Genomic DNA, 23,265 nt, shown 5'->3' with positions numbered 1-23,265 from the left:
GCCGCAGCTTTGAGCCGCAGCACTGAGGCTGCCGTCCGACGAAAAGCATACGGCCGGGCAGGGCCCGGCCGTTCGGTCAATTCAAACCAGCGCTTCAGGCGCGGCGGCGACGTTCGACCACCAGCGCAAGGATCGCGGCAACGGCAGCGATCGCGAGGAGCCCCGAGGATGCGTCGATCTCCGGCACGTTCCGCACCGGTCGCGGCCACCACCACCAGCTGGAAGCCGATTGGGCAAGAGCCGGCGCGGCCACCAGCAGGGAGGCGGGAACAGCCAGACCAAGAGCCTTGAGCGAACGAGACATGAGCAAACCCTCACTAGTTAGACTCATAATGGGCAAGCTGACCGGAGTTGACAAGACTTTGCCTTGCTTCTGCCGCATTTCGCACGCGCAGCGCAACCGAACTGGCCGTTGATGGAAGATTGTTGCGAATTCCGACGATAATCGCGCTGCAAGGATGTCATCGTCCAGTGAGCCGCGAGGGCAACGATTGCGGCAGATCGGCGAATCCTGCCGTCACGATTCGCCCGGCGGTCTGGCGCATTGACTTCCAGACGGGCCTCGGCCAACAGGGCAGAAATCCGGCCCCTTGCGCCTGGGCCGGCATGACGAAGGAAAGAGATGCGCCTGAGCGTCGTCATCCCGGCGAAGAATGAAGCCGAGAACATCGTGACCCTGGTGCGCGACATCGACCGCGCGCTTGCTTTGCATGCCCCTTTCGAGATCGTCGTGGTGGACGATGGCTCCACCGACGACATGGTGGCGCGCCTGGTGGCCGAAGGCACGGCGATGCCGCATCTGCGCGTTGTTAGCCATGACCGTTCGGGCGGACAAAGCGCGGCGGTGCATACGGGCGTGCGAACGGCAACGGCGCCGATCATCCTGACGCTTGACGGCGACGGGCAGAACCCGCCCGAGGAATTGCCGAAACTTGCCGCACCGTTGCTGGCCGATGCGACCGGGCGGATCGGTCTTGTCGCGGGACAGCGCGTCGACAGGCAGGACACCTGGTCGAAGAAGACCGCCTCGCGCCTGGCAAACGGTCTGCGGGGATGGATGCTGAACGACGGCACGCGGGACACCGGCTGCGGGCTGAAGGGATTCCGCCGCGATGCTTTCCTGGCCTTCCCCTATTTCGACCACATGCACCGCTATCTTCCTGCCCTTGCCAAGCGGGACGGATGGGAGGTTGTTCATGTCGACGTGAGCCACCGGCCACGCGGAGCGGGGCGGTCGAACTACTCCAACATTCAGCGCGCCTTTGTCGGGGCCATTGACCTTGTCGGGGTGGCCTGGCTGATCCGCCGCCGCAAGAAGGCCCGTCCCATGGAGCGGAAGCCATGAACATTGCTACCGTGATGAGCTGGTTCCATGTGAACACCACGGCCGAGCTGCTGTGGGTCCTGTTCGGTTTTGCCGCGCAGATGATGTTCACCGGCCGGTTCCTGCTGCAGTGGCTGGCTTCCGAAAAGCAGCGCAAATCCGTGGTGCCGGTGGCCTTCTGGTACTTCTCGCTGGCGGGGGGCGTGATGCTGCTGATGTATGCGATCCACCGTCGCGATCCCGTCATCATCCTCGGCCAAGCGGTGGGTGTGATGATCTATCTGCGCAACCTCATGTTGATCTATGCCGACCGTCGCCGCCAGCCGACCTGAGGCGCGGGGCTGGGTCGCACCGGCGCTGGCGCTCGTTTTGGCGGTCACCGCGCTGCGGTGGCTTCTGCTGGCGTTCGACCGCACCGACCTGTTCGTGGACGAAAGCCAGTACTGGCTTTGGGGGCAGCATTTCGAGTTCGGTTACTACTCCAAGCCGCCATTGATCGGCTGGCTGATCGGTGCCGTCACGGGGCTTGCCGGTAGCGACGACAGCTTCTGGGTCCGGATGCCTGCGGCCGGCCTGCATGGTGTGACCGCGCTGATCCTGGCCGCGCTGGCAGCCCGTCTTTGGGGGGCCGCAGCGGCGATCTGGACGACGGCGGCCTGGCTCAGCCTGCCCATGGTGGCGGTCGCGAGCCTCCTGATCTCGACGGATACCGTCATGGCGCCTTTCTTCGCCGCAGCGCTGCTGTTCCACCGGCGTCTGCTGGAAGATGGTCGCATGGGGTGGGCCATGGCGGCGGGGGCGATGGCGGGGATGGCTTTCCTCGCGAAATATGCGGCCATCTATTACATCGTCGGCGTGGGGCTGGCCGCGTTATGGCCTGCGGGTCGGATCGGCTGGCGAAACGGGGCGGTCCTTCTGGGTGCTTTCCTGGTGGTGATCTCGCCCAACATCGTCTGGAACCTGGGCAACCGCCTCGCCACCGTATCGCACACGCTGGATAACATCGGTTGGGTACGCGAGGACGCGCCGCTGGAGTCCGGGCTGAACCCGGCGGGGCTGGCCGAGTTCTTGCTCAGCCAGTTCGGCGTGTTCGGGCCCGTCTTCTTTGCGGCGCTGATCCTGGTCGTGGCGCGCCCGAAGGGCAGGGCGGGGCTTCTGGTCTTTGTTCTGCCTGCGCTGGCGGTGGTGTCGTTCCAGGCCCTGATGGACCGCGCCTATGCAAACTGGGCGGCCTCGGCCTACCTGGCGGCAACACCGCTCGTGGTGGCCTATCTCATGCCACGACCGATCTGGTTGCGGGTCGGGATTGGCGTCAACGTCGCCGTCGCGCTGGCGCTGCCACTTCTGACCCTGGTGCCCGAGGTGACACTGGGCCGCGACCAACCGCTTCTCTCGCGCTATCTCGGCCGGTCTGATCTCAGCCGCGAGATCATCGCCCAGTCCAAGGCGCAGGGAGGCATCCCGGTCGTTGCCGGCAACCGCGATATCCTGGCCGACCTGTTCTACACTGGCCGTGAGTCCGGGCTTGCCTTTTATGCGCGCCCCCCTGTCGGCCGGCCCCAGAACCACTACGAGCAACGCCATGCCTTGCCGGGCAGCGCAACAGGTGCCGTGCTGTTCATCGGCGACCTTCCGGCCGGCTGTCCTTCCCTGGCGCCTGGCCAGACCGTGACCGGCACCGGCACTTGGGCCGGAAAGCACTTTGCCGCCACCGTGACCGAGGCAAGCTGTCTTCATGCCCCCGGCTGACCCCATTCGCCTGGCAGGACTGCTGAGCGCATCCATCATCGCAACCTTTGCGGTCTTCGCGGTATGGCCTGGGCTGGACCTTGCCGTGTCCAACCTCTTCTTCCGAGGCGGCGCGGGCTTTCCAGTCGGTGGAGTGGCGCTGGTCGAAGGCCTGCGTCTTGCCCTCTGGCGTCTGTCCATCACGCTGGCATTGGCCTCGGCGGTCTTCCTGTTTCTGGCAACGGCGACCGGGCGCGCGCCTTTGAATGTACCGGGCCGGGTTTGGGGCTTCATTCTGGCCGTTTACGCGTTGGCCACGGGGGTGGTGGTCAACGCCATACTGAAGGCGCACTGGGGCCGCGCCCGACCGGCGCAGGTAACAGAGTTCGGAGGCTCGGCCCGGTTCACGCCGCCGCACCAGATCTCCCCGGAGTGTGACTCAAACTGTTCCTTTGTCTCGGGCGAGATGTCAGGTGCGGTGGCTTTCGGCATTGGGCTTTGGGCGATCCTGACCGCGCTCGACTGGCGACTTCCCCGAAGATGGCAACGCTGGGGCCGGATCGTCGCCCTGGCAGTCCCCCTGTTGACCGGCCTGCAGCGCATTGCCTCCGGGCGACACTTCCTTTCGGACGTGGTGCTTTCGGCGCTGTTCACCCTCTTGATTGCGGTGGTTTTGTCGCCCCTCCTCCCGCGGCGTCACACGCCTCGGCCCTGAGCCCGGCTTCTGTTGACATCCCCCCCGACTCCCCATATACGCCCGGCAACTTGCGCCGGAGGTGTGTCCTCCGGCCGGGTTCTGAACCGATGAAGTGGTCATGATCCGGGCCTCAAGCCCCGATCCTCTGGAATTCCACCGCGGCATCCCCAGAAGGGGATGGATGCGGTGTTCGTGTTTTGCGATGCGCGCAAGGCACAGTCGAGAAGCGGCGCCTCTCTGGCAGGGGGCGAGTATCGAAACGAGGAACGTTGATGCCGACGATTCAACAGCTGATCCGGAAGCCCCGGGAAGCGAACGTGCGGAAGTCCAAGTCCCAGCACCTGGAATCCTGCCCGCAAAAGCGTGGTGTGTGCACCCGCGTCTACACCACCACCCCGAAGAAGCCGAACTCGGCCATGCGGAAGGTCGCCAAGGTGCGCCTGACCAACGGGTTCGAAGTGATCAGCTACATCCCCGGCGAAAAGCACAACCTGCAGGAACACTCCGTGGTCCTGATCCGTGGTGGCCGGGTAAAGGACCTTCCGGGCGTCCGTTACCACATCCTGCGCGGCGTTCTGGATACCCAGGGCGTCAAAGACCGTCGTCAGCGCCGCTCGAAGTACGGCGCGAAGCGTCCGAAGTGAGGAGCTGAGAGATGTCCCGCCGTCACGCCGCAGAGAAGCGCGAAATCCTGCCCGACGCCAAGTATGGCGATCGCGTGCTTACCAAGTTCATGAACAACCTGATGATCGACGGCAAGAAGTCCGTTGCCGAATCGATCGTCTACGGCGCGCTTGACCGCGTGCAGTCCCGCCTGAAGCGCGAGCCCGTGGCCGCCTTCCATGAGGCGCTGGACAACGTGAAGCCCTCGCTGGAAGTCCGCTCCCGCCGCGTTGGCGGTGCGACCTACCAGGTTCCCGTCGAAGTGCGCTCCGAGCGCCGCGAAGCCCTTGCCATCCGCTGGCTCATCACCGCGGCCCGCAAGCGCAACGAGAACACGATGGAAGAACGTCTGGCGGCCGAACTGGCCGACGCCGTGAACAACCGCGGCACCGCGGTGAAGAAGCGCGAAGACACCCACAAGATGGCCGACGCCAACAAGGCGTTCAGCCATTACCGCTGGTAAGAGGACAACATGGCACGCGAATATCCGCTGAACCTCTACCGCAACTTCGGGATCATGGCCCACATCGACGCGGGCAAGACCACGACGACCGAGCGGATCCTCTACTACACCGGCAAGTCCCACAAGATCGGCGAAGTCCACGACGGCGCCGCGACGATGGACTGGATGGAGCAGGAGCAGGAGCGGGGTATCACGATCACCTCGGCTGCGACCACCACGTTCTGGGAACGCACAACCGACGGCAAGACCGCCGAGTCGCCGAAGCACCGCTTCAACATCATCGACACGCCCGGCCACGTCGACTTCACCATCGAAGTCGAACGCTCGCTGGCCGTGCTTGACGGTGCGGTTTGCCTTCTTGACGCCAACGCCGGCGTCGAGCCGCAGACGGAAACCGTCTGGAGGCAGGCCGACCGCTATGGCGTTCCGCGCATCGTGTTCGTCAACAAGATGGACAAGATCGGCGCCGACTTCTTCAACTGCGTGAAGATGATCAAGGACCGCACCGGCGCGACCCCCGCCCCGATCGCCCTGCCGATCGGCGCAGAGGACAAGCTGGAAGGCATCATCGACCTGGTGACCATGAAGGAATGGGTCTACCAAGGCGAAGACCTGGGCGCGTCGTGGGAAATCCGCGATGTCCGTGACAGCCTGAAGGCGGAAGCCGAAGACTGGCGCGGCAAGCTCATCGAACTCGCCGTCGAACAGGACGACGAGGCGATGGAGGCTTACCTTGAAGGCAACGAGCCCGACATCGACACGCTCCGCAAGCTGATCCGCAAGGGCACGCTGTCGATGGCCTTCGTTCCGGTGACCGCCGGTTCGGCGTTCAAGAACAAGGGCGTGCAGCCGGTTCTGAACTCGGTGATCGACTATCTGCCCTCGCCGCTGGACATCAAGCCCTACATGGGCTTCGCGCCGGGCGACGAGACCGAAACCCGCAACATCGCGCGTTCGGCCGACGACTCCCAGCCCTTCTCGGCACTGGCGTTCAAGATCATGAACGACCCCTTCGTGGGCTCGCTCACCTTTACCCGCATCTATTCCGGTCAGCTCAAGAAGGGCGACCAGATGGTCAACTCGACCAAGGGCCGCCGCGAGCGCGTTGGCCGGATGATGATGATGCACGCCATCAACCGCGAGGAAATCGACGAAGCCTTCGCGGGCGACATCATCGCGCTGGCGGGCCTGAAGGAAACCACCACCGGCGACACGCTGTGCGACCCCAACAACCAGGTCGTGCTTGAAACGATGACCTTCCCGGAACCGGTGATCGAAATCGCCGTGGAGCCGAAGTCGAAGGCTGACCAGGAAAAGATGGGCATCGCCCTCGCTCGCCTGGCCGCCGAAGACCCGTCCTTCCGCGTCGAGACCGATCTGGAATCGGGCCAGACCATCATGAAGGGCATGGGCGAACTTCACCTCGACATCCTCGTCGACCGGATGCGTCGCGAGTTCAAGGTCGAGGCGAACATCGGTGCGCCGCAGGTGGCCTACCGCGAGACCATCTCGCGCGAAGCCGAAATCGACTACACCCACAAGAAGCAGACCGGTGGCACGGGCCAGTTCGCCCGCGTCAAGCTGGTCATCACCCCGACCGAGCCGGGCGAAGGCTATTCGTTCGAGTCGAAGATCGTCGGTGGCGCGGTGCCGAAGGAATATATCCCCGGCGTCGAAAAGGGCATCAAGTCGGTGATGGACTCGGGCCCGCTGGCTGGCTTCCCGGTGATCGACTTCAAGGTGGCGCTGATCGACGGAGCCTTCCACGATGTCGACTCGTCCGTTCTGGCGTTCGAAATCGCGTCCCGTGCGGCGATGCGTGACGGTCTGAAGAAGGCCGGCGCGAAGCTGCTGGAGCCGATCATGAAGGTTGAGGTGGTGACCCCCGAGGAATACACGGGTGGTGTCATCGGTGACCTGACGTCGCGTCGGGGCATGGTGCAGGGCCAGGACAGCCGCGGCAACGCGAATGTCATCAACGCCTTCGTGCCGCTCGCCAACATGTTCGGCTACATCAACAACCTGCGCTCGATGACCTCGGGCCGCGCCGTGTTCACGATGCAGTTCGACCATTACGACGCGGTTCCGCAGAACATCTCGGACGAGATCCAGAAGAAATACGCATGACCGGTGTGGCGGGGTGAACCCCGCCCTACCGCCCCGTAGGCCGGCGCCGCCGGCGACACCGACACCGAATTGAGGAGATACCCCCATGGGTAAGGCAAAGTTCGAACGTAACAAACCGCACGTCAACATCGGCACGATCGGCCACGTTGACCACGGGAAGACGACGCTGACGGCGGCGATCACGAAGTATTTCGGCGAGTTCCGCGCCTATGACCAGATCGACGGCGCTCCGGAAGAGCGGGCGCGCGGGATCACGATCTCGACGGCGCACGTGGAATACGAGACCGAGAGCCGTCACTATGCGCACGTGGACTGCCCCGGCCACGCCGACTATGTGAAGAACATGATCACCGGCGCGGCGCAGATGGACGGCGCGATCCTGGTCTGCGCGGCCTCTGACGGCCCGATGCCGCAGACGCGCGAGCACATCCTTCTGGGCCGCCAGGTGGGCATCCCCTACATGGTCGTCTACATGAACAAGGTGGACCTCGTGGATGACGAGGAACTGCTGGAACTCGTGGAAATGGAAGTGCGCGAGCTTCTGTCGTCCTACGAATACCCCGGCGACGACATCCCGATCATCAAGGGCTCGGCCCACCAGGCGATGATCGGCGAGCGTCCGGACATCGGGGAGCAGTCGATCCGCGCGCTGATGAAGGCGGTGGACGAATACATCCCGACCCCGGCCCGTGCGGTTGACCAGCCCTTCCTGATGCCGATCGAAGACGTGTTCTCGATCTCGGGCCGCGGCACGGTTGTGACCGGCCGGGTCGAGCGTGGCGTGATCAACGTCGGCGACGAAGTGGAAATCGTGGGCATCCGCCCGACGAAGAAGTCGGTCTGCACCGGCGTGGAAATGTTCCGCAAGCTCCTGGACCGCGGCGAAGCCGGCGACAACGTGGGCGTGCTCTTGCGCGGCGTGGAACGTGACGGCGTGGAGCGCGGCCAGGTTCTGTGCAAGCCGAAGTCGGTGAACCCGCACACGAAGTTCGAGGCTGAAGCCTACATCCTGACGAAGGAAGAAGGCGGCCGCCACACCCCGTTCTTCGCGAACTACCGCCCGCAGTTCTACTTCCGCACGACGGACGTGACGGGCACCGTGAAGCTGCCGGAAGGCACGGAAATGGTGATGCCGGGCGACAACCTGAAGTTCGAGGTCGAGCTGATCGCCCCGATCGCCATGGAAGAAAAGCTGCGCTTCGCCATCCGCGAAGGCGGCCGCACCGTCGGCGCAGGCGTCGTCTCGAAGATCATCGCCTGATCCAAACTGCGGGACGGACTGCAAAGCCCGTCCCGCGCATCAACGAAACAGAACCTCTCGGGTGGGCGCTTCCTGCCCAGGCCGATGTTCTAAAAGGAAAAGAAGATGCAAGGTCAAACCATTCGCATCCGCCTGAAGGCCTTTGACTATCGCGTGCTGGACGCCAGCACCGCGGAAATCGTCAGCACGGCCAAGCGCACGGGCGCCCAGGTTCGCGGGCCGATCCCGCTGCCGAACAAGATCGAGAAGTTCACGGTTCTCCGTGGTCCGCACATCGACAAGAAGTCGCGCGACCAGTGGGAAATCCGCACGCACAAGCGTCTTCTCGACATCGTCGATCCGACCCCGCAGACCGTGGACGCGCTGATGAAGCTCGACCTCGCGGCCGGCGTGGACGTCGAGATCAAGGTGTAAGGGGGACAGCGATGCGCTCTGGAGTTATCGCCAAGAAGCTGGGCATGACCCGGCTGTTCCTGGAAAACGGGACGCAGGTGCCGGTCACGGTTCTGCAACTGGACAAGTGCCAGGTGGTCGCACAGCGCACCGCCGACAAGGACGGCTACACCGCCGTCCAGCTCGGCGCGGGTACGGCCAAGGCCAAGCGGACCACGGCCGCACAGCGGGGCCACTTCGCCAAGGCGAATGTGGAGCCCAAGCGCAAGATCGCGGAGTTCCGCGTGACGCCGGACTGCCTGATCGACGTGGGCGCGGAAATCACCGCCGACCACTACCTCGCGGGCCAGTTCGTCGACATCGCCGGCACCTCGATCGGCAAGGGCTTTGCCGGTGCGATGAAGCGCCACAACTTCGGTGGTCTGCGCGCCTCGCACGGCGTGTCGGTCTCGCACCGCTCGCACGGGTCCACTGGCCAGTGCCAGGACCCCGGCAAGGTGTTCAAGGGCAAGAAGATGGCCGGCCACCTTGGTTCGGTCCGCGTGACCACGCAGAACCTGCAGGTCGTCCGTACAGATGCCGATCGTGGCCTGATCATGGTCAAGGGCGCTGTGCCGGGCTCGAAGGGTGGCTGGGTCACCATCAAGGACGCGGTGAAGAAGGCCGAGGCCAAGGACGCGCCGCGTCCGGCCGCGATCCGCACCGCCGCTCAGCCGGCTGCGGAAGCCGTTGGGGGTGAAGCATGAAACTCGACGTGATCAATCTGGACGGCGGCAAGGCCGGGTCGATCGACCTGGACGAAGCTCTGTTCGGCCTGGAGCCGCGGGCCGACATCCTGCACCGTGTGGTCCGCTGGCAGCGCGCCAAGGCGCAAGCCGGCACCCACTCGGTTCTCGGCAAGTCGGACGTGTCCTACTCGACCAAGAAGATCTATCGCCAGAAGGGCACCGGCGGCGCACGCCACGGTTCCAAGAAGGCGCCGATCTTCCGTCACGGCGGCGTGTACAAGGGGCCGACGCCCCGCAGCCACGCCCATGACCTGCCGAAGAAGTTCCGTGCCCTCGGCCTGCGCCATGCGCTGTCGGCCAAGGCCAAGGCCGGCGAACTGGTGATCCTGGACTCGGCGACCCTTGCCGAAGCCAAGACCGCGAAACTCGCCAAGGCCGCGCAGGAGCTGGGCTGGAAGCGCGTGCTGATCATCGACGGTGCGGAAGTCGACGCGAATTTCGCGCTGGCGGCCCGCAACCTCGACGGCGTCGACGTGCTGCCGACCATCGGCGCCAACGTCTATGACATCCTGAAGCGTGACACCCTGGTGATCACGAAGGCGGGTGTCGAAGCTCTGGAGGCTCGCCTGAAATGAGCGCGAAACCCGAACACTACGACCTGATCAAGAAGCCGGTCATCACCGAAAAGGCCACCATGGCCTCGGAGAACGGCGCCGTGGTCTTCAAGGTCGCCATGTACGCTACGAAGCCGCAGATCAAGGAAGCGGTCGAGGCGATCTTCAGCGTCAAGGTGAAGGCGGTCAACACCACCGTCACCAAGGGCAAGTCGAAGAAGTTCCGCGGCCGCGATGGCGAGCGGAGCGACGTGAAGAAGGCCTATGTGACGCTCGAAGAGGGCAACACCATCGACGTTTCGACGGGTCTCTGATAAAAGCCCGACGAATCGCGCGGCCCCGGCCATCCGGGGCCGCCGGTTTTTTACTACCTGGGGATCTTCGGAGCCCTTCACCCCGGACCCGGATGGGTCCTGAAGCAAACGGAAGACAGTAAACATGGCACTCAAGTCGTATAAGCCGACGACGCCTGGCCAGCGCGGGCTGGTTCTGATCGACCGTTCGGAGCTGTGGAAAGGCCGTCCCGTCAAGGCGCTGACCGAAGGTCTGCGCAAGAACGGTGGCCGGAACAACCTCGGACGGATCACGATGCGCCACCAGGGTGGTGGTGCGAAGCGTCTCTACCGCGTCGTGGATTTCAAGCGCCGCAAGTGGGATGTCGCCGCAGTGGTCGAGCGGATCGAATACGATCCCAACCGCACGGGCTTCATTGCGCTGGTGCGCTATGCCGACGGCGAACTCGCCTACATCCTGGCGCCGCAGCGCCTGGCCGTGGGTGACAGCGTCATCGCCGGCGCCAAGACCGACGTGAAGCCGGGCAACGCGATGCCGTTCTCGGGCATGCCGATCGGTACGATCGTGCACAACGTCGAACTGAAGCCGGGCAAGGGCGGCCAACTGGCCCGCGCTGCCGGCACCTATGCGCAGTTCGTCGGCCGTGACGGCGGTTACGCGCAGATCCGCCTGTCCTCGGGCGAACTGCGGATGGTGCGTCAGGAATGCATGGCGACCATCGGCGCCGTGTCGAACCCCGACAACTCGAACCAGAACCTCGGCAAGGCCGGCCGTCGCCGGCACATGGGCATCCGCCCGACCGTCCGCGGTGTTGCCATGAACCCGATCGACCACCCGCACGGCGGCGGCGAAGGCCGCACCTCGGGCGGCCGTCACCCGGTCACCCCGTGGGGCAAGGGCACCAAGGGCAACAAGACCCGGAAACCGAAGGCGTCGGACAAGCTCATCGTCCGCTCGCGTCACGCGAAGAAAGGCCGCTGATCCATGGCACGTTCACTCTGGAAAGGCCCGTTCGTCGACGGCTACCTGCTGAAGAAGGCGGAAGCCGCCCGTACGTCGGGCAAGAACGAGGTGATCAAGATCTGGTCGCGCCGTTCCACCATCCTGCCGCAGTTTGTCGGGCTGACCTTTGCCGTCTACAACGGCAAGAAGCACATTCCCGTCGCGGTCACCGAAGAGATGATCGGCCAGAAGTTCGGCGAATACTCGCCGACGCGGACCTACTATGGTCACGCCGCCGACAAGAAAGCGAAGAGGAAGTAAGCCATGGGTGCGGAAAAGAACCCCCGTCGCGTGGCGGACAACGAAGCCATGGCGATCGCGCGCATGCTGCGCACCTCGCCGCAGAAGCTGAACCTCGTCGCCGGCCTGATCCGCGGCAAGAAGGTGGAAAAGGCCCTGGCCGATCTCACCTTCTCGAAGCGCCGCATCGCGGGCGACGTGAAGAAGTGCCTGCAGTCGGCCATCGCCAACGCCGAGAACAACCACGGCCTTGACGTGGACAGCCTCGTTGTGGCGGAAGCCTATGTCGGCAAGAACCTGGTGATGAAGCGCGGTCGTCCGCGCGCCCGTGGCCGGTTCGGCAAGATCATGAAACCGTTCAGCGAGATCACCATCAAGGTGCGTCAGGTCGGGGAGTCTGCGTAATGGGACAGAAGGTCAACCCCATCGGGATGCGCCTCCAGGTGAACCGCACCTGGGACAGCCGCTGGTTTGCCGACACCAAGGACTACGGCAACCTGCTGCTTGAAGACCTGAAGATGCGCGACTTCATCCATGAAGAGTGCAAGCAGGCCGGCGTGTCGAAGGTGATCATCGAGCGCCCGCACAAGAAGTGCCGCGTGACGATCTATACCGCCCGTCCGGGCGTGATCATCGGCAAGAAGGGCGCCGACATCGAGACGCTGCGCAAGAAGCTGGCCGCGTTCACGAAGTCGGAGCTGCATCTGAACATCGTCGAGGTCCGCAAGCCGGAACTGGACGCACAGCTGGTGGCCGAGTCCATCGCCCAGCAGATGGAGCGCCGGGTTTCGTTCCGTCGCGCCATGAAGCGTGGCGTGCAGAACGCGATGCGGATGGGTGCACTGGGCATCCGGGTGAACGTGTCTGGCCGTCTGGGCGGCGCGGAAATCGCCCGTACCGAGTGGTACCGCGAAGGCCGCGTGCCGCTTCACACCCTGCGCGCCGACATCGACTATGCGCTGTCGGAAGCCGAGACGCCCTACGGGATCATCGGCGTGAAGGTATGGATCTTCAAGGGCGAGATCCTGGAACACGATCCGCAGGCTCATGACCGTCGCCTGGCCGAAGCCGCTGACGGCCCGGCCCCGCGCGGGCCGCGCCGCGAGCGCGAGCGTGCGTAAGGAGTAGAAAGAGATGCTGCAACCAAAGCGCACCAAGCACCGCAAGATGTTCAAGGGTCGCATCCATGGCGAGGCCAAGGGTGGGTTCCTGCTGAACTTCGGCTCCTTCGCCCTGAAGGCGACCGAGCCCGAGCGCGTCACCGCGCGGCAGATCGAGGCGGCCCGCCGCGCGATCACCCGCCACATGAAGCGTCAGGGCCGGGTCTGGATCCGGATTTTCCCGGATACCCCGGTCACGTCGAAGCCCACCGAAGTCCGCATGGGCTCGGGCAAGGGTTCGGTCGATTACTGGGCCTGCAAGGTCAAGCCCGGCCGGATCATGTTCGAGATCGACGGGGTGAACGAGGTCATCGCCCGTGAGGCCCTGCGCCTGGGCGCGATGAAGCTTCCGGTCACGACCCGGATCGTTGCCAAGGAAGACTGGTAAGATCAAGGGGCCAGGCCCCGCGATTGAAGACCCCCGGCGCGCCCGCGCCGGGGGTTTTTCTTTGCCCGCCCGAGGGGTGTCCGAGCTCGGACGCCCCGCCCGAATGTGGGAAATCAAGGGCTTGGCCGCGCGGATTAACTTGGACTTAAGGATTGTCCGAGGGGCGCTGTGGGGGGCCGCAGCAGGTGCCTGACTGCGTGGTGCTGTCCACCACCTGCCGGGCGGCCGCATGGGCCGCTGTGGGGCCCAGGGGCGCTATGGCGGCGCGGTGGGCTGGCAGTGAGCGCAGGGTTTCGAGAAACCGTCTGCATCGGTCCAGGCGAGGATGAAGTCCAGAAGATCGCCGGCGCTGCCGGCGCAGACCTTGGTGTAGCCGCGTGCGGTGAAGCCGCCAGGTTCGGTCTGTGGTACGCGGATGGTCCGGCAGCTGGCGCGGTGCAGCACGAGGTAGCGAGCCGAGGGGTTGCGATAGGTGTTCAGGACAAACCCGGCGGGGTTGTCGTTGAGCCAGGCGAGATAGCCGGTGTCGTCGTCCTGGAACCAGAGGGCCTTTGCCATCGACACGCGCTCCCATCAGGCCAGCACCACCGGGGCATAGGATAGGGCAGGGGCGGGAGACCTGCCAATGACAAAGGCCCCCGCGTCGCCGCGGGGGCCTTGTCTTCAGCTTGGCTGGCGTGGCCTTAGCCGCGCTCTTCCACGATCACCACGAGGTGGGAGATCGAGTTCACCATGCCGCGGACGGCCGGGGTGTCTTCCAGCTCGCGGGTGCGGTGCAGCTTGTTCAGGCCGAGGCCCTTCAGCGTCTGGGTCTGCACTTCCGGGCGGCGCGCGGCCGAGCGGACTTGCTTCACCACGATGGTTTTCTTCGCGGTCATGCTCAGGCCTCCCCCGTCTCAGCTTCGGGCTTCTTCAGGATCTCGGCGACCTTCTTGCCGCGGCGTGCCGCGACCGAACGGGGCGAGGCTTCCGACTTGAGGCCGTCGATGGTGGCGCGGATCATGTTGTAGGGGTTCTGCGAGCCGATCGACTTCGCAACAACGTCCTGCACACCCAGCATTTCGAAGACGGCGCGCATCGGGCCGCCCGCGATGATGCCGGTACCGGCCACGGCGGTGCGCATCACGACCTTGCCGGCGCCATGACGGCCCTCGATGTCGTGGTGCAGCGTGCGCGCATCCTTCAGCGGCACGCGGATCAGGCTGCGCTTGGCCTGCTCGGTGGCCTTGCGGATGGCCTCCGGCACTTCCTTGGCCTTGCCCTTGCCGAAGCCCACGCGGCCGCGCTGGTCGCCCACGACCACCAGAGCCGCAAAGCCGAAGCGCTTGCCACCCTTCACGGTCTTGGAGACGCGGTTGATCGCGACCAGACGGTCGGCGAATTCCGGGGTTTCCTCGGCGCGGTCGCGGCGGTCATCGCCCCGGCGCTCGCCGCGATCCCGGCGGTTTTCACGTTCTGCCATTCAGGCATTCCTCATCGTGCTGGCGCAAGCGCCGTTGACTCCAATCCTGGTGTTTCCGCACGGAAGGCGGAAACCCGGATCATCGGGGCGGCGCGCCCGCGAAAGAGGCGCCGCCCACCAGATCAGAACTTCAGGCCACCTTCACGGGCGGCGTCGGCAAGCGCCTTGACCTTCCCGTGGAAGAGGAAGCCACCGCGGTCGAAGTAGCATTCTTCGACACCGGCCTTCTTGGCCCGTTCTGCAATCGCGGCGCCAATCTTGGTGGCGGCCTCGACGTTGTTCTTGCCGACGACGCCGAAATCCTTTTCCAGCGTCGAGGCAGAAGCCACGGTGATGCCCTTCACGTCGTCGATCAGCTGGACGCTGATGTTCTTGGAAGAGCGATGGACCGAAAGCCGCAGCCGCCCATGCGACATCGCCTTCAGTTTGTTCCGCACGCGCAGGCGGCGCTTGAGGAACAGCTCTCGCTTGGTGTTCGCCATTTCTTTGCGCCCCCTTACTTCTTCTTGCCTTCCTTGCGGAAGATGTACTCACCCTTGTACCGGATGCCCTTGCCCTTGTAGGGCTCGGGACGCTTCCAGTCGCGGATGTTCGCCGCCACCTGGCCGACCGCCTGTTCGTCGATGCCTTCGACGACGATTTCGGTCTGCTTGGGCGAGGTGATCGTGATGCCGGCCGGCGCCGTGAAGTTCACTTCATGGCTGTAGCCAAGCGACAGCTTCAGGACGTTGCCGGCCATCTGGGCGCGGTAGCCGACGCCCTGGATTTCCAGTTCCTTCTTGAAGCCGGTTGTCACGCCGGTCACCAGGTTCTCCACCATGGACCGGGTCATGCCCCACTGCTGGCGCGCCCGCTTGGACGTGCCGCGCGGGGTGACCTTCACGGTTTCGCCCTCGATCGCGATGGTGACATCGTCGGTCGCGGTGAAGCTGCGGGTGCCCTTCGGGCCCTTCACTTCGATGGTCTGGCCGCTGATCTGGGCGGAAACGCCTTTGGTCAGCGGGACGGGCTTCTTGCCGATACGAGACATGCCACCCTCCTCAGAACACGGTGCAAAGCACTTCGCCGCCGACATTGGCAGCGCGTGCATTCGCGTCCGACATCACGCCCTTCGGCGTGGAGACGATGGAAACGCCCAGGCCGTTGCGAACGGTCGGGATTTCCTTGACGCCCATGTACACACGACGGCCCGGCTTGGACACGCGCTTGAGTTCGCGGATCACGGGGGTGCCTTCGAAGTACTTGAGCGAGATGGTGAATTCGCCCTGACCGTTGGTCGTGTCAGCGCGTTCGTAGCCACGGATGTAGCCTTCCGAGGCCAGCACGTCCAGGACGCGCGCGCGCAGCGTGGAGGCGGGCGAGGTCACGGTGGACTTGCCGCGCATCTGGGCGTTGCGGATACGGGTCAGCATATCGCCGAGAGGATCGTTCATCGACATCTTCGGTCCCCCTTACCAGCTCGACTTCACCATGCCGGGGATCTGGCCGAAGGAGGCCAGTTCGCGCAGCATGATCCGCGAGAGCTTGAGCTTGCGATAGTAGGCGTGCGGACGGCCGGTGAGCTGGCACCGGTTGTGGATCCGCGTGGCCGAGGAATTGCGCGGCATCTGGGCGAGCTTGTGCGTCGCCTTGAAGCGTTCTTCCATCGGCTTGGACTGGTCGGCGATCACCGCTTTGAGCGCGGCCCGCTTGGCAGCATGCTGCTTCACGAGCTTGGCGCGCTTCACTTCGCGGTTCACCATGGATTTCTTGGCCATGTCAGGTTCCTCGCGCGTCAGTTGCTGAAGGGCATGTTGAAATGCTTCAACAGCGCCTTGGCTTCCGCGTCGGTTTTCGCGGTGGTGCAGATGATGATGTCCATGCCGAGAACTTCGTCGACCTTGTCGAAGTCGATCTCGGGGAACACGATGTGCTCTTTCAGGCCCATGGCATAGTTGCCGCGGCCGTCGAAGGCATTGCCCTTCACGCCGCGGAAGTCGCGGACGCGGGGCAGGGCGATCGTGATCAGACGGTCGAGGAATTCGTACATGCGGTCGCCGCGCAGCGTGACCTTGCAGCCAAGCGGCATGCCCTCACGCAGGCGGAAGGTCGCGATGGACTTGCGCGCCAGCGTGATGACGGCCTTCTGGCCGGCGATCTTGCTGAGTTCCTCGGCGGCCTGCTTCACCTTCTTGGTGTCCTTGACCGCTTCGCCGACGCCCATGTTCAGGACGATCTTGTCCAGCTTGGGGATCTGCATGTCGTTCTTGTAGCCGAACTCTTCCTTGAGCGCGGCGCGCACCTTGGCCTGGTAGGCGGCCTTCATGCGCGGGGTGTAGGTGGCTGCGTCCAGCATCAGATCGCCTCCCCGGTGGTCTTGGCGTAGCGGACCTTCTTGTCGCCTTCCATGCGGAAGCCGACGCGGGTGGCCTTGCCGTTCTTGTCAACGAGCGCGAGGTTCGACAGGTCGATCGGCATGGCCTTGGCCAGGCGGCCGCCCTGCGAGCTCGGCGATTGCTTGGTGTGGCGGATCGCGACGTTCACGCCGTCGACGACGGCCTTGTTGTCCTTGGGCATGACGGCGGTGATTTCGCCTTCCTTGCCCTTGTCCTTGCCGGTCAGCACGACGACCTTGTCGCCCTTGCGGAGTTTCGCGGCCATCACAGCACCTCCGGTGCAAGCGAGATGATCTTCATGAAGTTCTTGGCGCGCAGTTCGCGCACGACCGGCCCGAAGATACGGGTGCCGACCGGTTCGCCCTGGTTGTTCAGGATGACGGCGGCGTTGCGGTCGAAGCGGATGGAGGTGCCGTCTTCGCGACGGACTTCCTTGGCGGTGCGCACGACAACGGCCTTGCGGACGTCGCCCTTCTTCACGCGGCCTTTCGGAATCGCTTCCTTGACCGACACCACGATGATGTCGCCCACGGAGGCGTAGCGGCGATGCGAGCCACCCAGAACCTTGATGCACTGAACCCGGCGCGCGCCGGAGTTGTCAGCAACATCCAGATTGGTCTGCATCTGGATCATTTGGTTTCTCCCGACCTTTGGGGACAGTCAGATCTGCGGCTGCCCCAGGGTTTCGATTGACGATGTCGGTGGGATCGGGGCCTCAGGCCTCGACGACCACCGTCCAGCGTTTGGTCTTCGAGATCGGTGCACATTCCTCGATGCGGACGGTGTCACCAACCTTGAACTGGTTGTTCTCGTCGTGGGCCCGGTACTTCTTGGACTTGCGGACGGTCTTTTGCAGCAGCGGGTGCTTGAAGCGACGCTCGACGAGGACGGTGATCGTCTGCTCGTTCTTGTCGGAGGTCACGACACCTTGCAGGATACGCTTGGGCATTTCGTGGTCCCCTTACTTCGCGGCTTCGGCGGCTTTTTGGTTCAGCACCGTCTTGATGCGCGCCACTTCACGGCGGACGGTGCGCATGCGGGCGGTGTTTTCCAGCTGGTTGGTGGCCTGCTGGAAGCGCAGGTTGAACGCTTCCTTCTTCAGGGCCAGAAGGCTGTCGCGCAGCTGGTCGGGCGTCTTGCCCGCAAGTTCCTTGGCGGTGGTCATCACCGGTCTTCCTTTTCACAATCGCCAGCCGGCCCCTCGTTGAACGGGGTCACCGATGCCCTGGCGGATCAATGACGAACCGACGAGTCCGAGTCGCCCCGGAATCGCGGATGGGGGTCTCTACAGGTCGGGGGGCTAGAAGGCAAGGGGGAAGTTGGGGTGTCGGACAGGGAGTGCCCTGACGCGGCGACCCGGACTTGCAGGTGGCGCAAGCCGGGCAATGTGAACCTGGCCCGCCGTCCGCGCGCGCGCATTCTGACTCGTCAGCGATCGCGTGCGTTCTCTGATGGCGGAACCAGGACTTACGAGAGCCTTGCTAAAGCCTCCTGATGTGGTTCTATCGCCGAAGTCGGGAAGGGAGCCTTCGGCAGGCCGCTTAGAGAGGAGGGGCTGTTGAGTTCACCGCTCCAGGCTCAGCCCATGCTTGATTGGCTGAGGTTTCTACTCGCATCCATAGTTGTCCTGGTTCACCTGGGATTTGTGTTTCCGGGACCGATTGACGGTCAGCTTGCTGTTTGGGTGTTTCTTGCCCTGAGCGGTTGGCTGATCGGTGGCATCCTGCTTCGAACGCCCCAGCAGGAATTGCCCAGGTTCTATTTCAATCGTGCTGTCAGAATCTGGATTCCTTACGGCTTCGCTGTCGCCATGCTGTACGGGGTGGCCGCCTTCAAGGAAGGCGTTGACGAGTATTGGTGGAAGTACCTTTTCTACGATGTTACATTCACTCACTACAACTTCACGGTATTTCCGCAGGCGATGACAGAAATGCCGATGGAGGGAACCGGCAACAATTATTGGAGCATTTCCGTTGAGGAGCAGTTCTACCTGATTGCTCCGTTCATGCTTTCGTTCTCAAGCCGTCTTTCGCGCGTGGCGGCGGCCGCTTTCTTCGCATTGGCCGTCTTCTTTGTTGGGGTCGCTTTTCTTCCGATTGCTGGCGGCGTTGTTGCGGCGTCCGTTCAGAAGAGGTTCGGTGACTGGCATCTTCGCAAGTCTGGCCGGCTGGCGGTGGCGGCGGCGCTGATCTCGAGCTTCGTTCTGCTTTGGTTTGTACGTGATTTCATTGTGATGACGTTCTTTTCAGTGATGCTGGTGTTGGCTCTGTCGGTACCCGGAAATAGGAGTCGCACGGCGCTGTTTTTCGGCGCGATCTCGTTTCCCTTGTACCTTAACGCCTGGATCGGGATCTTCGCCGCAAATCTTCTGGCGCGACCGTTTCAACTGCCTGCGATTGCGACAGGGCTGTTTCAATTCAGTCTGGCAGTCCTCGCCGCAGTGGCCTGCTGGTACTGCATTGATCGCCCGGTTAGGGCGCGCAGGGACCTCTGGTATACACGTCGGCTCGGGAAGACAGCGGCGATTGCTGCCTATCTTTCGGTGATGATCGGCTGGGTGGGGGAATATGTGCTGAGATGGTACGGGATCGTGGACTAGCCCCGACGATGTTTGAAACAGACCGAGTCCGTTCTTCCCCAGCAAGGCTCATCGGCACCCTTTGGCGCGGACAGCGTCCCAAGGCAAGTCTGTCGTTGGCCGATTGCGCGAGAAGGGCGACGGGGTGCATCGCTTGTCGCCCGGTCTTCCGGCGGTGGCAGAGGCCGGCACGGCGGCTATGGCTCCTGGCCGCCGGCGCGCAGTCGGTCGGCGGAAGCCTGCGACCGGCTCAAGAACCGCCGTCGATGCGCGATAAGCGTTGACCTATCCAGCCGGGGCGGATCTCCGGAGTGATCTCGCCAAGAAACACGGCCTCGGCTAGCCAGGCCACAGCATGGAGCCTCTTCATCGGGCGATCTCGTGGTGGCCGATCCAGGCCGCCGCATCGGCGTAGTCCACCACCGCCCGCGCCGAGCGACCGTCGGCGTTGCGGACGAAGCGGTAGCCAAAGACGCCGGGATGGCCTTCGGTTGTACACGTTCCGCGAGGTCCGCCACGGCTCGGTCAAAATCCCCCGCCGGGTCGAGCAGGTCATAGCGGTTCGCGACGGTCAGGCCGATGGTGTCCAATTGCCTCACGCCCAGCCATAGTTGAAACTCACCGAGATCCGCTCGTCCTCTGCCATGTTCATCGGCACCTCGTGGCGCAGCCAGCTTTCCCAGAGCAGCACGTCTCCGACCGAGGGCGTGACGTAGACGAAGGGTTGCAGCTCTTGCCCGGCGTTCTTGCGGCGCAAGGGCGCGTGCATCAGCATCGGCAGCCGGGGGTCTTCCAGTTTCAGGGCGCTCGTGCCTTCAGGCATGGCGACATAGGTGGTGCCGGAGATCACCGAATGCGGGTGGATGTGGCTGGCATGGCTGCCGCCTTCGGGCAGGATGTTGATCCAGAGGCTGTCGCATTTCAGCTTTTTCCCCTGAAGGTCGAAGCCCAGATCGTCGCAGAAGGCGGCGACATGCTTGTCGAGCGCCTTTTCCAGATCGCCGAAGATCGGGAAGCGCCAGGGCAGGTCGGTCAGAGAGGCATAGGAGGTGTAGCCCGGATAGGCGTTCGCCTCGCACCAGTCCTGCCCGGCCTCGTCATCCTCGGCGATGGCCTCACAGGAGGCACGCAGCTCGGCATAGTCGATCTTCTTCTTGCCCAGGTCGTTCAGCCGGGCGCGATACAGGCGGGTGACGAAAAGCGAGGTGATTTCGGGCATCTTTGCGGTCCGTGACAGGTTGCGGACTTCCTAGCACTGCCGCCCGGCCGATGCGAGCGGGCTTGCCGGGCGGCGCCGCGCCCGCGATCATGCAGAGCATAGGAGAGATGTCATGCCCCATTCCGGTTCCTGCCTGTGCGGCGCGGTCCGCTTCACCGTCGAGGGCGATCTGCCGCCGCCCGACGGCTGCCATTGCGTGAACTGCCGCAAGCAGACCGGGCATTACCTTGTGTCCACCGATGTGCCCAAGGCGGCGCTGAGCGTGACCGGCGCGGACCATGTCGGCTGGTTCCAGTCATCGGAAAAGGTGCGGCGCGGGTTCTGCACGCGCTGCGGGTCCACGCTGTTCTGGGACCCGGTGTTCCGCGACTGGATCGGCGTCGCCATGGGCGCCTTCGACAGCCCGACCGACACACATCAGTCGAAGCATATCTTCACCAGCGAGAAGGGCGATTACTACGACATCGCCGACGGCCTGCCGCAGAACCTGCGCTGAGGCGCCTATTCCCCGCGCGGGAAGCGTTTCTGCTCTTCCAGCACGTTCAGGTCCATGTGGTTGCGCATATAGCGTTCCGAGGCGGCGCGCAGCGGCTGGTAATCCCAGGGGAAATAGGCGCCGTTGCGCAGGGCTTCATAGACCACCCACCGCCGGGCCTGGCTTTGCCGCACCTCGGCATCGAAGGCCGCGAGATCCCAGCGGGCATCGGCCAGCGCGCGGAAATGGGCCAGGATTTCCGCCGCGCGCGGATCCTGCGCCAGGTTCTGCCGTTCGCCGGGGTCGTTGGCCAGATCGAACAGCAGTTCGGGATCGGCCGGGCAGCGGATGTATTTCCAGGCGCCTTCGCGCAGCGCCACCATGGGCGTGATCGTGCCCTCGGCGGCATATTCCATGGGCACCGGGCCGCGCCCGCCTGTTCCCGTGGCCAGGGGCAGAAGGTTCTCGCCATCGGTCCAGGGCATGACCTCGTTCAGGTCGATGCCGGCCAGGGCGGCGAGGGTGGGCACCACGTCCAGGGTCGAGACGGCGGTGTCGATGCGCGCGGGCGTGAGGCCGGGGGCGGAGATCATCAGGGGCACGCGGGCCGAGCCTTCGAAGAAGTTCATCTTGAACCACAGACCCCGGCGGCCCAGCATCTCCCCATGGTCGGAGAGGAAGACGACGATGGCCTCCTGCCGCGTCGCCTCCAGCACGTCGAATATCTCGCCGATCTTTTCGTCGATGTAGGAGATGTTGGCGAAATAGCCCTGCCGGGCGCGGCTGATGCTGTCTTCGGTCAGGTCGAAGGCGCGCCAGTCGCAGGCGTCCATCAGGCGCTGCGCATGGGGGTCCTGGTCTTCGTAAGCGATGGGTTGGGGTGGGGCAAGTTCCGGGGCGCCGTCGTAGAGGTCCCAGTACTTGCGGCGGGCGACGAAGGGGTCGTGCGGGTGGGTGAAGCTGACCGTCAGGCACCAGGGGCGGGGGTCGAGGCCGCGCGACAGGTCGTAGAGCTTCTGTACCGCCTGGAAGGCCACGTCGTCATCGTATTCGTACTGGTTGGTGATCTCGGCCACGCCCGCCCCGGTGACGGAGCCCAGGTTGTGATACCACCAGTCGATGCGCTCGCCCGGCTTGCGGTAGTCGGGGGTCCAGCCGAAATCGGCGGGGTAGATGTCGGTGGTCAGCCGCTGTTCCAGCCCGTGCAGCTGGTCCGGCCCGACGAAGTGCATCTTGCCGCTGAGCGCCGTCTGATAGCCCGCCCGGCGCAGGTGATGGGCATAGGTCGGGATGTCGGAGGCGAATTCGGCGGCATTGTCATAGACCCGCGTGCGGCGGGGCAGGGCGCCGGACATGAAGCTGGCGCGCGCCGGCGCACAGAGCGGCGAGGCCGTGTAGGTGTTGGCAAAGCGCACCGAGTGTTCCGCCAGCCGCTTCAGGTTCGGCGCTTGGAGGAAGGCGTCTGGCCCGTCCGCAAACAGCGTCCCGGTCAGCTGGTCCACCATCAGGATCAGGATGTTGGGGCGGGTCATGGCTGGTCTCCGGATCTGGCGCGCTTTGCGGCGCAGCTTAGGGCGGCGAAGCCGGCGGGATCGCCCGGCCGCGCCCTGTGCCGTGCCTCAACCGACATTCCCGGTGCGGTGCAGGCGGACCGGCGCCTTGGGCGCGCGGGCAAGGACGCCGCGCGCCTCCAGGTCCAGCTGGACGCATTTCATCCACCATCCGGCCTTTTCGCCACCGGGAAACAGCGTCGCGTCCAGGTGCGGCAGCAGCGCCGCCTGAGCCTCGGCCGGGGTCATGCCGGGGGGCGCGTCGGGCAGGACGGCCAGCAGGGCATGGCGCATGGCCTCGTATTTCGCGCGGTCCACGCGGGTCACATGGTGCGGGGCGTTGACGTTCAGCACTTCAATGCGGTCGTCGGCCATTCGGGTCCCTCCGGCGTCTCGGTCCCCCCAGGATACGCTGCCCCCGGCCTCCTGCCCAGCCATCCCGGCCCTGTCGTCAGATGTTCACAGGCCTGTCGCCTCGCTGTTGCGCGGGACGGCGCAACTCACGGAAGCGTTACCAGCCAGCG

General features: G+C 64.5%; 35 protein-coding genes. 19 read left to right on the top strand and 16 right to left on the bottom strand.

Annotated features, from left to right (window positions below; translation table 11 throughout):
- Nucleotides 1-94: 94 nt before the first annotated feature.
- The gene (locus tag JO391_RS13505; RefSeq protein WP_259444699.1) at nucleotides 95-304 is read right to left on the bottom strand and encodes a VPEID-CTERM sorting domain-containing protein; all 210 of its coding nucleotides are present in this window, start codon (nucleotides 302-304) and stop codon (nucleotides 95-97) included.
- 318 nt (nucleotides 305-622) lie between these two features.
- Between JO391_RS13505 and JO391_RS13500 the strand changes: the two genes are divergently transcribed.
- The 17 genes from JO391_RS13500 to rplP all read left to right on the top strand — a co-directional run bounded on the left by JO391_RS13500 (nucleotide 623) and on the right by rplP (nucleotide 13,082).
- Entirely contained in the window at nucleotides 623-1,345 is a 723-nt protein-coding gene (locus JO391_RS13500) for a glycosyltransferase family 2 protein (protein ID WP_220660996.1), read from the top strand.
- Entirely contained in the window at nucleotides 1,342-1,656 is a 315-nt protein-coding gene (locus JO391_RS13495) for a lipid-A-disaccharide synthase N-terminal domain-containing protein (RefSeq protein ID WP_220660995.1), read from the top strand. The genes JO391_RS13500 and JO391_RS13495 overlap by 4 nt, the downstream gene beginning before the upstream one ends.
- A complete protein-coding gene (locus JO391_RS13490; protein WP_220660994.1) occupies nucleotides 1,628-3,073 on the top strand; it encodes an ArnT family glycosyltransferase in 1,446 nt (481 codons plus the stop codon). The genes JO391_RS13495 and JO391_RS13490 overlap by 29 nt, the downstream gene beginning before the upstream one ends.
- Nucleotides 3,074-3,206: 133 nt before the next feature.
- Nucleotides 3,207-3,767 (top strand): phosphatase PAP2 family protein, encoded by a 561-nt coding sequence (locus JO391_RS13485; protein WP_220660993.1) that lies wholly within the window; start codon nucleotides 3,207-3,209, stop codon nucleotides 3,765-3,767.
- A gap of 254 nt (nucleotides 3,768-4,021) precedes the next feature.
- Nucleotides 4,022-4,393, top strand: coding sequence for a 30S ribosomal protein S12 (rpsL, locus tag JO391_RS13480; RefSeq protein ID WP_165014620.1), 372 nt, complete (start codon nucleotides 4,022-4,024; stop codon nucleotides 4,391-4,393).
- An 11-nt stretch (nucleotides 4,394-4,404) separates the two neighbouring features.
- Nucleotides 4,405-4,875, top strand: a complete 471-nt coding sequence (rpsG, locus tag JO391_RS13475; RefSeq protein ID WP_220660992.1) for a 30S ribosomal protein S7 — start codon at nucleotides 4,405-4,407, stop codon at nucleotides 4,873-4,875.
- A 9-nt stretch (nucleotides 4,876-4,884) separates the two neighbouring features.
- Complete coding sequence (gene fusA / locus JO391_RS13470) at nucleotides 4,885-7,002, top strand: elongation factor G (RefSeq protein WP_220660991.1); 2,118 nt, start codon at nucleotides 4,885-4,887, stop codon at nucleotides 7,000-7,002.
- Between the two features lie 85 nt (nucleotides 7,003-7,087).
- Nucleotides 7,088-8,263, top strand: a complete 1,176-nt coding sequence (gene tuf, locus JO391_RS13465) for an elongation factor Tu (protein ID WP_220660990.1) — start codon at nucleotides 7,088-7,090, stop codon at nucleotides 8,261-8,263.
- A 105-nt stretch (nucleotides 8,264-8,368) separates the two neighbouring features.
- Nucleotides 8,369-8,677 (top strand): 30S ribosomal protein S10, encoded by a 309-nt coding sequence (gene rpsJ / locus JO391_RS13460; RefSeq protein WP_209426390.1) that lies wholly within the window; start codon nucleotides 8,369-8,371, stop codon nucleotides 8,675-8,677.
- Nucleotides 8,678-8,688: 11 nt separating this feature from the next.
- A complete protein-coding gene (gene rplC / locus JO391_RS13455; RefSeq protein WP_220660989.1) occupies nucleotides 8,689-9,402 on the top strand; it encodes a 50S ribosomal protein L3 in 714 nt (237 codons plus the stop codon).
- On the top strand, nucleotides 9,399-10,019 hold the full coding sequence (gene rplD / locus JO391_RS13450; protein ID WP_220660988.1) for a 50S ribosomal protein L4: 621 nt from the start codon (nucleotides 9,399-9,401) through the stop codon (nucleotides 10,017-10,019). Before rplC ends, rplD begins: the two co-directional genes overlap by 4 nt.
- Entirely contained in the window at nucleotides 10,016-10,312 is a 297-nt protein-coding gene (locus JO391_RS13445) for a 50S ribosomal protein L23 (RefSeq protein ID WP_220660987.1), read from the top strand. The genes rplD and JO391_RS13445 overlap by 4 nt, the downstream gene beginning before the upstream one ends.
- Nucleotides 10,313-10,436: 124 nt before the next feature.
- Nucleotides 10,437-11,273, top strand: coding sequence for a 50S ribosomal protein L2 (gene rplB, locus JO391_RS13440; RefSeq protein WP_220660986.1), 837 nt, complete (start codon nucleotides 10,437-10,439; stop codon nucleotides 11,271-11,273).
- Between the two features lie 3 nt (nucleotides 11,274-11,276).
- Complete coding sequence (rpsS, locus tag JO391_RS13435) at nucleotides 11,277-11,555, top strand: 30S ribosomal protein S19 (protein WP_220660985.1); 279 nt, start codon at nucleotides 11,277-11,279, stop codon at nucleotides 11,553-11,555.
- Between the two features lie 3 nt (nucleotides 11,556-11,558).
- Nucleotides 11,559-11,939 carry a 50S ribosomal protein L22 gene (rplV, locus tag JO391_RS13430; RefSeq protein WP_220660984.1) on the top strand — a complete coding sequence of 127 codons (381 nt, stop codon included), beginning with the start codon at nucleotides 11,559-11,561 and terminating at the stop codon, nucleotides 11,937-11,939.
- Nucleotides 11,939-12,655 (top strand): 30S ribosomal protein S3, encoded by a 717-nt coding sequence (gene rpsC / locus JO391_RS13425; protein ID WP_220660983.1) that lies wholly within the window; start codon nucleotides 11,939-11,941, stop codon nucleotides 12,653-12,655. Before rplV ends, rpsC begins: the two co-directional genes overlap by 1 nt.
- Before the next feature lie 13 nt (nucleotides 12,656-12,668).
- On the top strand, nucleotides 12,669-13,082 hold the full coding sequence (rplP, locus tag JO391_RS13420; protein WP_220660982.1) for a 50S ribosomal protein L16: 414 nt from the start codon (nucleotides 12,669-12,671) through the stop codon (nucleotides 13,080-13,082).
- Between the two features lie 255 nt (nucleotides 13,083-13,337).
- On the opposite strand, the gene JO391_RS13415 is transcribed toward rplP, so the two are convergent.
- The 12 genes from JO391_RS13415 to rpmC all read right to left on the bottom strand — a co-directional run bounded on the left by JO391_RS13415 (nucleotide 13,338) and on the right by rpmC (nucleotide 18,084).
- Nucleotides 13,338-13,640, bottom strand: coding sequence for a hypothetical protein (locus JO391_RS13415; protein ID WP_220660981.1), 303 nt, complete (start codon nucleotides 13,638-13,640; stop codon nucleotides 13,338-13,340).
- Nucleotides 13,641-13,765: 125 nt separating this feature from the next.
- Nucleotides 13,766-13,960 (bottom strand): 50S ribosomal protein L30, encoded by a 195-nt coding sequence (gene rpmD, locus JO391_RS13410; protein ID WP_220660980.1) that lies wholly within the window; start codon nucleotides 13,958-13,960, stop codon nucleotides 13,766-13,768.
- Between the two features lie 2 nt (nucleotides 13,961-13,962).
- Nucleotides 13,963-14,544 carry a 30S ribosomal protein S5 gene (gene rpsE, locus JO391_RS13405; protein ID WP_220660979.1) on the bottom strand — a complete coding sequence of 194 codons (582 nt, stop codon included), beginning with the start codon at nucleotides 14,542-14,544 and terminating at the stop codon, nucleotides 13,963-13,965.
- A gap of 122 nt (nucleotides 14,545-14,666) precedes the next feature.
- Complete coding sequence (gene rplR, locus JO391_RS13400) at nucleotides 14,667-15,026, bottom strand: 50S ribosomal protein L18 (protein ID WP_220660978.1); 360 nt, start codon at nucleotides 15,024-15,026, stop codon at nucleotides 14,667-14,669.
- A gap of 14 nt (nucleotides 15,027-15,040) precedes the next feature.
- The gene (gene rplF / locus JO391_RS13395) at nucleotides 15,041-15,574 is read right to left on the bottom strand and encodes a 50S ribosomal protein L6 (RefSeq protein ID WP_220660977.1); all 534 of its coding nucleotides are present in this window, start codon (nucleotides 15,572-15,574) and stop codon (nucleotides 15,041-15,043) included.
- Nucleotides 15,575-15,584: 10 nt separating this feature from the next.
- The gene (gene rpsH, locus JO391_RS13390) at nucleotides 15,585-15,983 is read right to left on the bottom strand and encodes a 30S ribosomal protein S8 (protein ID WP_220660976.1); all 399 of its coding nucleotides are present in this window, start codon (nucleotides 15,981-15,983) and stop codon (nucleotides 15,585-15,587) included.
- Between the two features lie 12 nt (nucleotides 15,984-15,995).
- Complete coding sequence (gene rpsN / locus JO391_RS13385; RefSeq protein WP_220660975.1) at nucleotides 15,996-16,301, bottom strand: 30S ribosomal protein S14; 306 nt, start codon at nucleotides 16,299-16,301, stop codon at nucleotides 15,996-15,998.
- 17 nt (nucleotides 16,302-16,318) lie between these two features.
- Nucleotides 16,319-16,879, bottom strand: coding sequence for a 50S ribosomal protein L5 (gene rplE, locus JO391_RS13380; protein ID WP_220660974.1), 561 nt, complete (start codon nucleotides 16,877-16,879; stop codon nucleotides 16,319-16,321).
- Nucleotides 16,879-17,184 carry a 50S ribosomal protein L24 gene (gene rplX / locus JO391_RS13375; protein WP_220660973.1) on the bottom strand — a complete coding sequence of 102 codons (306 nt, stop codon included), beginning with the start codon at nucleotides 17,182-17,184 and terminating at the stop codon, nucleotides 16,879-16,881. The genes rplE and rplX overlap by 1 nt, the downstream gene beginning before the upstream one ends.
- Nucleotides 17,184-17,552: a 50S ribosomal protein L14 gene (gene rplN, locus JO391_RS13370; RefSeq protein WP_023666245.1), complete on the bottom strand. Its 369-nt coding sequence runs from the start codon at nucleotides 17,550-17,552 to the stop codon at nucleotides 17,184-17,186. The genes rplX and rplN overlap by 1 nt, the downstream gene beginning before the upstream one ends.
- 82 nt (nucleotides 17,553-17,634) lie before the next feature.
- Nucleotides 17,635-17,868, bottom strand: a complete 234-nt coding sequence (rpsQ, locus tag JO391_RS13365) for a 30S ribosomal protein S17 (RefSeq protein WP_220660972.1) — start codon at nucleotides 17,866-17,868, stop codon at nucleotides 17,635-17,637.
- Nucleotides 17,869-17,880: 12 nt separating this feature from the next.
- Nucleotides 17,881-18,084: a 50S ribosomal protein L29 gene (gene rpmC, locus JO391_RS13360; protein WP_220660971.1), complete on the bottom strand. Its 204-nt coding sequence runs from the start codon at nucleotides 18,082-18,084 to the stop codon at nucleotides 17,881-17,883.
- A gap of 420 nt (nucleotides 18,085-18,504) precedes the next feature.
- Here rpmC and JO391_RS13355 point away from each other — a divergent pair, with 420 nt between their 5' ends.
- Complete coding sequence (locus tag JO391_RS13355; RefSeq protein WP_220660970.1) at nucleotides 18,505-19,518, top strand: acyltransferase family protein; 1,014 nt, start codon at nucleotides 18,505-18,507, stop codon at nucleotides 19,516-19,518.
- A 574-nt stretch (nucleotides 19,519-20,092) separates the two neighbouring features.
- On the opposite strand, the gene JO391_RS13350 is transcribed toward JO391_RS13355, so the two are convergent.
- Nucleotides 20,093-20,716, bottom strand: coding sequence for a TIGR02466 family protein (locus JO391_RS13350; protein WP_220660969.1), 624 nt, complete (start codon nucleotides 20,714-20,716; stop codon nucleotides 20,093-20,095).
- A gap of 112 nt (nucleotides 20,717-20,828) precedes the next feature.
- On the opposite strand from JO391_RS13350, the gene JO391_RS13345 reads away from it, so the two are divergent.
- Nucleotides 20,829-21,212 carry a GFA family protein gene (locus tag JO391_RS13345; RefSeq protein WP_220660968.1) on the top strand — a complete coding sequence of 128 codons (384 nt, stop codon included), beginning with the start codon at nucleotides 20,829-20,831 and terminating at the stop codon, nucleotides 21,210-21,212.
- A 5-nt stretch (nucleotides 21,213-21,217) separates the two neighbouring features.
- Here JO391_RS13345 and betC read toward each other — a convergent pair whose 3' ends face one another.
- Together betC and JO391_RS13335 are read right to left on the bottom strand one after the other, a co-directional pair.
- A complete protein-coding gene (betC, locus tag JO391_RS13340; protein WP_220660967.1) occupies nucleotides 21,218-22,723 on the bottom strand; it encodes a choline-sulfatase in 1,506 nt (501 codons plus the stop codon).
- An 87-nt stretch (nucleotides 22,724-22,810) separates the two neighbouring features.
- Nucleotides 22,811-23,116 carry a DUF6958 family protein gene (locus JO391_RS13335; RefSeq protein WP_220660966.1) on the bottom strand — a complete coding sequence of 102 codons (306 nt, stop codon included), beginning with the start codon at nucleotides 23,114-23,116 and terminating at the stop codon, nucleotides 22,811-22,813.
- Nucleotides 23,117-23,265 lie beyond the last annotated feature (149 nt).

Source organism: Neotabrizicola shimadae, from assembly GCF_019623905.1.
GTDB classification, from domain to species: Bacteria; Pseudomonadota; Alphaproteobacteria; order Rhodobacterales; family Rhodobacteraceae; genus Neotabrizicola; species Neotabrizicola shimadae.
The sequence above is the reverse complement of the archived record's forward strand: the minus strand, read 5'-3'. Positions and strand labels throughout refer to the sequence as shown.